Source organism: Kitasatospora sp. NPDC058048, from assembly GCF_042885555.1.
Classification (GTDB): Bacteria; Actinomycetota; Actinomycetes; order Streptomycetales; family Streptomycetaceae; genus Kitasatospora; species Kitasatospora lactacystinica.
The window spans coordinates 44,333-52,620 of sequence record NZ_JBHVRT010000054.1 but is presented as its reverse complement, the minus strand read 5'-3'; the positions used below and the strand labels follow the sequence as shown (position 1 = coordinate 52,620).

Below are 8,288 nucleotides of genomic sequence, written 5' to 3'. Positions count from 1 at the left end.
CGTGTTCCGCGCGCGGTGCGCGGGCGCCCCCGCGCCCCCCCCCCGGCGCCCCCCCGACGCCCTCCCGCCAGGGAAAAGAGGTCGGAGCTCCGCCCAGGTAATAGGCTGGAGGCAGTCAGCCCGTTACCGAACCTGGAAGGACCCCTGTGGAGCTCGCCGCCTACGCCGATCTCGCCGTTCGGCTGGTGAACACCGAGGAGCCCGAGCGCGGCACCGACACGCTGACCTCCGTGGAGGCCGTGCGCGGCCTGTTCTCCGACTCCGCGCGGGCCGCCGCGCTCGCCGACGAGTCCGACCTGCCCCGGCTGCGGGCGGTGCGGACCCGGCTGCGCGGGGTCTTCGAGGCCGCCGCGGAGGGGGACGAGATCCGCGGCGTCGACCTGCTGAACAGCCTGCTGATGGAGTACCCGGTCAGCCCGCTGGTCTCCGGGCACGACTACCTGGACGACGCCGGACGGCCGCGCTGGCACCTGCACCTGGCCGACAACTCCCCCACCGCCACCGCGCACTTCACCGCGGTCGCCTGCATGGGCCTGGCCGTCCACCTGACCGAGCTGGGCGCCGACCGGCTCGGCATCTGCCAGGCCGCGCCCTGCCGCAACGCCTACCTGGACACCTCGACCAACCGCTCCCGCCGCTACTGCTCGGACCGCTGCGCGACCCGCGCCAACGTGGCCGCCTACCGCGCCCGCAAGCGCCAGGAGGCGGAGGCGGCGGCCCGGGGCGACGCGCCCTAAACGTCCTCCACCCAGGCACCGAGCCGGCGGGCGAGGCCCGGCACCCGGGCCAGCCGCGGGGTGAGCAGCAGCCGCTCCAGCCGGCGCCCCGGCGCCAGCCAGACCGGGCTCGGGCGCAGCCGCAGCAGCACCCGGCCGAGCACCAGCTCGTCCGGCACGGCGCCGTAGCTGCGGCTGTCGCTGTCCACCGGGCGGTTGTCGGAGAGCAGCCACCAGCCCGTGGCCCGGCGCTCGGCGACCCGCTTCACCACCAGCAGGTCCTGCTGGAAGGGGTGCCGGAAGACCACCACCGCGCCCGGCCGGATCGGCGCGCCGTAGCGGACCAGCAGCTGGTCGCCCTCGCGCAGGGTCGGGACCATCGACGGCCCCGCCACGTCGACCAGTCCGAACGGCAGCGCGCCGCCCCGGTCCGGCCCCCCGGCCCCGGCGCCCTGCGGTCGCGTGCTCCGCGCCACGACTCCTCCTCCTGCTCCGCCCGCCCCCAGTCTGCCGTACGGACCGTCACCGGTCCGATGTCCGGATTACCCCGGTTCCTGGTCCGTCTTTTGCCCTAGGCCCGCCGCCCGATCGCGAAACGGCGAGGCCGGAAGGGTAATCTCGGGCGCGGGAAGACGATCTAAGGAAGGACTCCCATGTTCTCTCGTCTGTTTGCACCTCGCGCCACCGCCCACGCCCACTGCGACCTGCCCTGCGGCGTGTACGACCCGGCTCAGGCCAAGCTGGAGGCCGAGTCGGTCAAGGCCACCCAGGAGAAGTACCAGGCCAACGAGGACCCGCACTTCCGCGCCCGCGCCATCATCATCAAGGAGCAGCGCGCCGAGGCCGTCAAGCACCACATCTCGGTGCTGTGGAGCGACTACTTCAAGGCCCCGCACTTCGAGAAGTACCCGCAGCTGCACCAGCTGATCAACGACACCCTGAAGGCCGCCTCGGCCGCCAAGGCGTCCACCGACCCGGCCACCGGCCAGGCCCTGCTGGACCTGATCGCCGAGGTCGACAAGATCTTCTGGGAGACCAAGCAGGCCTGAGCCTGACGCGTCGCCACCCGACCGCCCCCGTCCGCACCGCCGGACGGGGGCGGTCGCGCGTTCCCGGCCCCACCCAGGGCCGGTAAGGGTTGCCTGCCCTGAGTGGCTGTTATGCTGCCAGGGCGTCCGAGGGGGAAGTCCGGTGTGAATCCGGCGCTGACCCGCAACGGTGAGCACGGCCCGTACCAGCCCGTACGGCCCGCGCCAGCCCGATCGCCCCCGGCCGCTGAACTCCCGACAACTCGCCGCGGACTGCGAGGGGAACGGCGCCGCGGCACGCCTTCGGCCGGCGCCCGCCCCGGCGCACCCGCGGCCCGAGGCAAGGCGCACCCGTGGACCGTGCAGTCGTGGACCGTGCAGTCGGCCCGCCCACCCGTCGAATACCCGTCGTCCCGCTCGCCGCCGGCCTCGTCGCCGCCCTGCTGCTGTCGCTGCTCTGCGGGGTCGCCCTCGGCTCCTCCGGACTCGGCCTGCCCCGGGTGCTGCGGCTGCTGGGCGCCGGGCTGACGGGCGGACGGCTGGACGCGGGCGAGGCGGCCGCGTACGCGATCGTCTGGGAGATCCGGCTGCCGCGCACCGTGCTGGCCGCCGTCGTCGGCGCCGGACTCGCCGCCTGCGGGGTCGCCGTCCAGGCCCTGGTGCGCAACGCGCTGGCCGACCCCTTCGTGCTCGGCATCTCCTCCGGCGCGGCCGTCGGCGCCAACGCCGTCCTGCTCTTCGGCGCCTTCGCCTCGCTCGGGGTGTGGGCGATCTCCGCCTCCGCCTTCGGCTCCGCGCTGGCCGCCATGACGCTCGTCTACCTCGCCGCCCGCACCGCGTACGGACTCACCCCGCTGCGCCTGGTGCTCACCGGCACCGCCCTGTCCTACGGCTTCTCCGCCGCCACCACCCTGATGGTCTTCGCCGCCGACCGCGGCGAGGCCGCCCGGGGCGCCATGATGTGGCTGCTCGGCAGCCTCGGCGGCGCCACCTGGGGCAAGGTGCCGATCGCCGCCGTCACGGTGGTGGCCGGGCTCGCGTACCTGGCCTGCGCCGCCGGGCGGCTGGACGCGCTCGCCATGGGCGACGAGACCTCCGCCTCGCTCGGCGTGGACCCGGACCGGCTGCGCCGCGAGCTGTTCGTGGTGACGGCCGCCGTCACCGGCACCGTGGTCGCGGTCAGCGGGGCGATCGGCTTCGTCGGGCTGCTGATGCCGCACCTGGCGCGGATGCTGGTCGGCGCCGGGCACCGCCGGGTGCTGGTGATCGCGCCGCTCGCCGGGGCACTGCTGCTGGTCTGGGTGGACATCGCCTCGCGCACCCTGCTGGCACCCGCCGAACTGCCCGTCGGGGTGTTCACCGCGGTGCTCGGCGTGCCCGCCTTCCTGCTGATGATGCGCCGCCGCGGCCAGGCCCTCGGAGGAACCCGGTGACCGACGTGACCACGGCGACCGGCCCGGCCGACCCGACCGACCCGGCCGCGCCCACCCCGGCGCGGGCCCAGGACCTCGCCGTCGACGCCGTCTCGGTGGAGCTGGCCGGCACCCGGCTGGTCCACGAGGTGAACCTGGCGGCCGCCGCCGGGCAGGTGGTCGGGCTGGTCGGCCCGAACGGCAGCGGCAAGTCGACCCTGCTGCGCTGCGTCTACCGGGTGCTGAAACCGGCCGGCGGCGTGGTCCGGCTGGCCGGCGACGACCTGCACGCCCTGAGCGCCCGCGACACGGCCCGCCGGGTGGCCGCGCTGACCCAGGAGCACTCCGCCGAGTTCGACTTCACCGTCGCCGAGGTGGTCGCCATGGGCCGGCTGCCGCACCGCCGCGGCTTCGGCTCCCCGGCCGACGGGGACGCGGAGCGCTGCGCCGGGGCACTGCGCAAGGTCCGGGCCGGGCACCTCGCCGAGCGCGGCTTCCTGAGCCTGTCCGGGGGCGAGAAGCAGCGGGTGCTGTTCGCCCGCGCGCTGGTCCAGGAACCGCGCCTGCTGGTGCTGGACGAACCCACCAACCACCTCGACATCGCCCACCAGTTGGAGGTGCTGGCGCTCGCCCGCGAGGCCGGCCCGACGGTGCTCACCGCGCTGCACGACCTCAACCTGGCGGCCGGCCACTGCGACCTGGTCTACGTGCTGCGGGCCGGGCGGATCGTCGCCTCCGGCCCGCCCCACGAGGTGCTCCGCCCCGCCCTGCTGGCCGAGGTGTTCGGCGTCCGCGCCACCCCGGTGCGGCACCCGGAGACCGGCGCCCTCCAGCTGCTGTTCGACCGGCTCGCCCCCGCCTCCTCCTGACCCGTCCCGTCTGCCCAGAGGAACCACCTTGCGCACCAAGGCCGTTGCCACCGCCGCCCTGCTCGTCCTCGGACTCACCGCCTGCGGCGCCGAGATCGCCCCGAAGGAGGCCGCCACCGCCTCCGCCCACTACCCGGTGACGGTGGACAACTGCGGGCAGAAGCTCACCTTCGCGCAGAAGCCCGCCCGGGTGGTGACCAACGACGTCAACATCACCGAGCTGATGCTCTCCCTCGGCCTCGCCGACCGGATGGCCGGCTACGTGATGCCCGACGACAAGGGCCGGATCGACAAGGTGGCCTGGAAGGACGGCTACCAGCAGACCACCTGGCTCTCCAAGAAGGTGCTCACCAAGGAGATCGCCCTGGACGCCCGGGCCGACCTGGTCCTCGCCGGCTGGCACTACGGCTTCGACGAGGGCTCCGGCGTCACCCCGCAGGCGTTCAAGGCGCTCGGCGTCGACTCGTACGTGCTCAGCGAGTCCTGCCGCAGCGGCAAGGGCACCGAGCGCGGCGTGATGGACCCGCTGGAGGCCCTCTACACCGACCTGGCCAACCTCGGCGAGATCTTCGACGTCAAGGACCGCTCCGACAAACTGATCGCGGACTTCAAGGCGCAGATCGCCGCCGTCCCGCAGCCCGAGCGCCGCCCGTCCGTCTTCCTGTACGACAGCGGGCAGGACAAGCCGTACACCGCCGGGAAGTTCGCCGCCGCCAACGAGATCATCGCCAAGGCCGGCGGGAGCAACATCATGGGCGACCTTGCCGACACCTGGGTCACGGCCGGCTGGGAGGGCGTGGTGCAGCGCGACCCGGAGGTGATCGTGATCAACGACTACGCGACGCCCGGGGCCGAGGAGAAGCGGAAGTTCCTGAAGTCCTTCCCGCCGCTGGCCAACGTCTCCGCGGTCAGGAACGACCGGATCTTCGTCATGGACTACGTCGACCTGGTGGAGAGCCCGCGCAACCCGGCCGCGATCGGCGCGCTGGCCGAGTACCTGCGCACCGTGCCGGCCCGCTGACGGCCCCGGTCCGCTCCTCCGGGGCGGTGGCCGCGGGCGTACGCTCAAGGTACGAGCCGACGGAACCCGACCGGAGGAGCGAGATCATGACCACGATGGCGGCCCCCGGCGCCTTCGACACCCGCGCCCTGCGCGAGGGCATCGAGCGCTGCGACGCCGAGACCCTCCTCGCGCTCTACGCGCAGGACGCCGAACTGCGCATGGTCGATCGCAGGACCCAGCCCAGCCACCCCCTGGTGATGCACGGCCGGGAGGAGATCGGCGCCATGCTGGACGACGTCTACGGCCGCGAGATGACCCACAAGCTGGAACAGGTGGTGGTCCAGGGCGACCACGCCGCATTCCTGGAGTCCTGCCGGTACCCCGACGGCGTCCGGGTGCTGATGTCCTCGATGGCCGTGCTGCGGGACGGCCGGATCGTCGACCAGACCTCCGTCCAGGCCTGGGACGAGACGGGTCCCGAGCAGTAGGCTCACAGGCATGATCCGCACCGCCGTCGCCACCGACGTCCCCGTCATCCATGCCATGATCCGCGAACTCGCGGACTACGAGCAGGCCCTGCACGAGGCGAAGGCCACCGAGGAGCAGCTGCACGACGCCCTGTTCGGCGAGAACCCGGCCCTGTTCGGGCTGATCGCCGAGGACGACGCCACCGGCGAGCCGGTCGGCTTCGCGGTGTGGTTCCGCAACTTCTCGACCTGGCGCGGCACCCACGGGATCTACCTGGAGGACCTGTACGTCCGTCCGCAGGCACGCGGCGGCGGCCACGGCAAGGCGCTGCTGCTGGAGCTCGCCCGGATCGCCGTCGAGCGCGGCTACTCCCGGGTCGAGTGGTCGGTCCTGGACTGGAACCAGCCCTCGATCGACTTCTACAAGGCGATCGGCGCGGTGCCGATGGACGAGTGGACGGTCTACCGGCTCACCGGCGAGGCCCTGGCCGAAGCCGGGCGGCGCTGAACGGCCGTCCGGAGACCGGCGAAAGGGTCTGCCACCCTGCGTCGCAATGCCTTACCATGAGTAACTCCCGAACCGGGGTGCGGAAGGCAGAGCGATGGTGGATGCGTGACGCCGGGCCCCCAACGGGGGTAGCAAGCGGTAACAAGCGGGGTACCAAGAAAGCACAGCGCGCCACCCAGGAGGCAAGGGTGTCCCAGATCGACGGCGATCTCGGTGTTCAGGACTTCGTGGAGGTCCGGCTGCCCGCAGCGGGGGCCTACCTCTCCGTCCTGCGAACAGCGACGGCCGGGTTGGCGGCCCGGCTGGACTTCACGCTCGACGAGATCGAGGATCTGCGGATCGCGGTCGACGAGGCCTGCGCCATCCTGCTCCAGCAGGCGGTGCCCGGGTCCGTACTGTCCTGCGAGTTCCGGCTGGTCGGCGACTCGTTGAAGGTCACCGTCTCGGCCCCGACCACCGACGGCAAGGCCCCCGAGCGGGACACCTTCGCCTGGACGGTGCTCTCCGCCCTGGCCGGCGAGGTCGACTCCTCGGTCGGCGCGGACAAGACCGTGTCGATCAGCCTGAACAAGAAGCGCGGCGGGTCCCCCGTCCACTAGCCGGGCGCCGGACCGAACCGCACGACCGAGCAGCACCGAGCACCACCCGCGCAAGGGCCGTCCGCCGCTCCCCCGACCGGGGTTCCGACGGACGGCTCCCGGTACCGCCACCCACGCGGTACGACCAACGAGACGATTCCGGGGCCACCGGCCCCGGTGCTCCCGGAACGGAACGGGGGAATGGCCGTGAGTGATCTGGACCGTACCGGCCTCGCGACGGCGGGACCCGCCGTACCGACCCAGGCGAGCGTTCCCGGCCTCGCCGCCAACGACGAAGCGCACCCGAAGGACGCCCAGCGGATGAGCCACCCCACCGAGCCGACGTCCGAGCCGACGCCTGCCTCCGTGCCCCCGCCGGACCCGGCGGGCGAGACGGACCCGGCGGTCGAGGCCGAGCCGCACAGCGCCGTGCCCGCCCAGGGCTCGCACCGCACCGGCGCCCCGGACCGGGAGGCCGCCCGCGCGCTGTTCGTCCGGCTGTCCGCACTGCCCGAGGGCTCCCCGGAGCGGGTCGAGCTGCGCAACCAGCTGGTGCGGATGCACATCCCGCTGGTCGAGCACCTGGCCCGGCGCTTCCGCAACCGGGGCGAGCCGCTGGACGACCTGACCCAGGTCGCCACCATCGGCCTGATCAAGTCCGTGGACCGCTTCGACCACGAGCGCGGGGTCGAGTTCTCCACCTACGCGACGCCGACCATCGTCGGGGAGATCAAGCGGCACTTCCGCGACAAGGGCTGGGCGGTGCGGGTCCCGCGCCGTCTCCAGGAGCTGCGGCTGTCGCTCACCACGGCGACCAGCGAGCTCTCCCAGCGGCACGGCCGCTCCCCCACGGTGCACGAGCTGGCCGAGCACCTGGGGATCTCGGAGGAGGACGTCCTGGAGGGCCTGGAGTCCGCCAACGCGTACTCCACGCTCTCGCTGGACGTGCCGGACAGCGACGACGAGTCGCCGGCCGTGGCGGACACCCTGGGCGCGACCGACGAGGCGCTGGAGGGCGTCGAGTACCGCGAGTCGCTCAAGCCGCTACTGGCCCAACTGCCGCCCCGGGAGCAGAAGATCCTGGTGCTGCGGTTCTTCCGGAACATGACCCAGTCGCAGATCGCCGCCGAGGTGGGGATCTCCCAGATGCACGTGTCCCGGCTGCTCGCCCGGACCCTGGCCCAGCTGCGGGAGAAGCTCCTGGTGGAGGAGTAGGACTGACGGCCGCTCAGCTCCGGCTCGGCGGCCGTCCGATCCCCTGCCCCGGCCCTGTACGCCCTACTTTTCGGAGGGGGCGTACAGGGCCGCCGTCGACTTCGGGTTCAGCAGGCAACCGATGCCCACCAGGCCGAGCACGCCGATCAGCACGCCGAACGCGATCGCCGTGCCGCCGCTCTCGAACATGTAGTAGGCGACCGGCAGGCAGATCGAGTTGGTCAGCACCGCCGGGCTGCGGCCCCAGCGGCGCTCCTTGAGCAGTGCGAGGGCGGCCAGCACCGGCAGCACGCCGAGCAGCACGATGACCGCTCCGCCGAACTCGTTGAGGGCCAGCTGCTTGGACTGGCCGGACAGGGCGGCCACCATGTCCAGGACGCCGACGACGGCCAGCGCGATGCCCTCCAGGGCCGTGATGGCGGCGCCCAGGGTCAGGGAGGCCGGGCGGCCGGCGCCGGCCGTGGGTGCGGGTGCGGAGGTTTCTGCGGTCAC

Annotated in this window: 11 protein-coding genes and 1 riboswitch; of the genes, 9 read left to right on the top strand and 2 right to left on the bottom strand. The window is 73.2% G+C overall.

Annotated elements, in window-relative coordinates; genetic code table 11:
• The first annotated feature begins 146 nt into the window (after positions 1–146).
• Positions 147–737: a CGNR zinc finger domain-containing protein gene (locus ACFVVA_RS37680; protein WP_387695211.1), complete on the top strand. Its 591-nt coding sequence runs from the start codon at positions 147–149 to the stop codon at positions 735–737.
• On the opposite strand, the gene sodX is transcribed toward ACFVVA_RS37680, so the two are convergent.
• Positions 734–1,096: a nickel-type superoxide dismutase maturation protease gene (gene sodX / locus ACFVVA_RS37675; RefSeq protein WP_387695226.1), complete on the bottom strand. Its 363-nt coding sequence runs from the start codon at positions 1,094–1,096 to the stop codon at positions 734–736. The genes ACFVVA_RS37680 and sodX overlap by 4 nt on opposite strands.
• Before the next feature lie 273 nt (positions 1,097–1,369).
• Here sodX and sodN point away from each other — a divergent pair, with 273 nt between their 5' ends.
• From sodN to ACFVVA_RS37635, 8 genes are all read left to right on the top strand, one after another.
• Entirely contained in the window at positions 1,370–1,765 is a 396-nt protein-coding gene (gene sodN, locus ACFVVA_RS37670) for a superoxide dismutase, Ni (protein WP_045699892.1), read from the top strand.
• A gap of 89 nt (positions 1,766–1,854) precedes the next feature.
• Positions 1,855–2,005: riboswitch (cobalamin riboswitch) on the top strand.
• 107 nt (positions 2,006–2,112) lie between these two features.
• Positions 2,113–3,177, top strand: a complete 1,065-nt coding sequence (locus tag ACFVVA_RS37665) for a FecCD family ABC transporter permease (RefSeq protein ID WP_387695210.1) — start codon at positions 2,113–2,115, stop codon at positions 3,175–3,177.
• 95 nt (positions 3,178–3,272) lie between these two features.
• Positions 3,273–4,025, top strand: a complete 753-nt coding sequence (locus ACFVVA_RS37660; protein WP_387695225.1) for an ABC transporter ATP-binding protein — start codon at positions 3,273–3,275, stop codon at positions 4,023–4,025.
• A 28-nt stretch (positions 4,026–4,053) separates the two neighbouring features.
• Positions 4,054–5,046, top strand: a complete 993-nt coding sequence (locus ACFVVA_RS37655) for an ABC transporter substrate-binding protein (protein WP_387695209.1) — start codon at positions 4,054–4,056, stop codon at positions 5,044–5,046.
• A gap of 86 nt (positions 5,047–5,132) precedes the next feature.
• Positions 5,133–5,516, top strand: a complete 384-nt coding sequence (locus tag ACFVVA_RS37650) for a nuclear transport factor 2 family protein (RefSeq protein ID WP_387695208.1) — start codon at positions 5,133–5,135, stop codon at positions 5,514–5,516.
• Between the two features lie 10 nt (positions 5,517–5,526).
• A complete protein-coding gene (locus ACFVVA_RS37645; protein ID WP_380548207.1) occupies positions 5,527–6,003 on the top strand; it encodes a GNAT family N-acetyltransferase in 477 nt (158 codons plus the stop codon).
• A gap of 188 nt (positions 6,004–6,191) precedes the next feature.
• A complete protein-coding gene (locus tag ACFVVA_RS37640) occupies positions 6,192–6,602 on the top strand; it encodes an anti-sigma regulatory factor (RefSeq protein WP_387695207.1) in 411 nt (136 codons plus the stop codon).
• Between the two features lie 180 nt (positions 6,603–6,782).
• Entirely contained in the window at positions 6,783–7,796 is a 1,014-nt protein-coding gene (locus tag ACFVVA_RS37635; protein WP_380355824.1) for a SigB/SigF/SigG family RNA polymerase sigma factor, read from the top strand.
• Between the two features lie 63 nt (positions 7,797–7,859).
• Here the strand turns inward: ACFVVA_RS37635 and ACFVVA_RS37630 are convergent, their stop codons facing one another.
• On the bottom strand, positions 7,860–8,288 hold the full coding sequence (locus ACFVVA_RS37630) for a hypothetical protein (protein WP_387695206.1): 429 nt from the start codon (positions 8,286–8,288) through the stop codon (positions 7,860–7,862).

What these genes read in the sequence shown, in the direction of transcription:
- ACFVVA_RS37635 (WP_380355824.1), top strand. Translation starts at nt 6,783, where the DNA reads ATGGCCGTGAGTGATCTGGACCGTACCGGCCTCGCGACGGCGGGACCC.
- ACFVVA_RS37645 (WP_380548207.1), top strand. Translation starts at nt 5,527, where the DNA reads ATGATCCGCACCGCCGTCGCCACCGACGTCCCCGTCATCCATGCCATG.
- ACFVVA_RS37650 (WP_387695208.1), top strand. Translation starts at nt 5,133, where the DNA reads ATGACCACGATGGCGGCCCCCGGCGCCTTCGACACCCGCGCCCTGCGC.
- sodN (WP_045699892.1), top strand. Translation starts at nt 1,370, where the DNA reads ATGTTCTCTCGTCTGTTTGCACCTCGCGCCACCGCCCACGCCCACTGC.
- sodX (WP_387695226.1), bottom strand. Translation starts at nt 1,096, where the DNA reads ATGGTCCCGACCCTGCGCGAGGGCGACCAGCTGCTGGTCCGCTACGGC.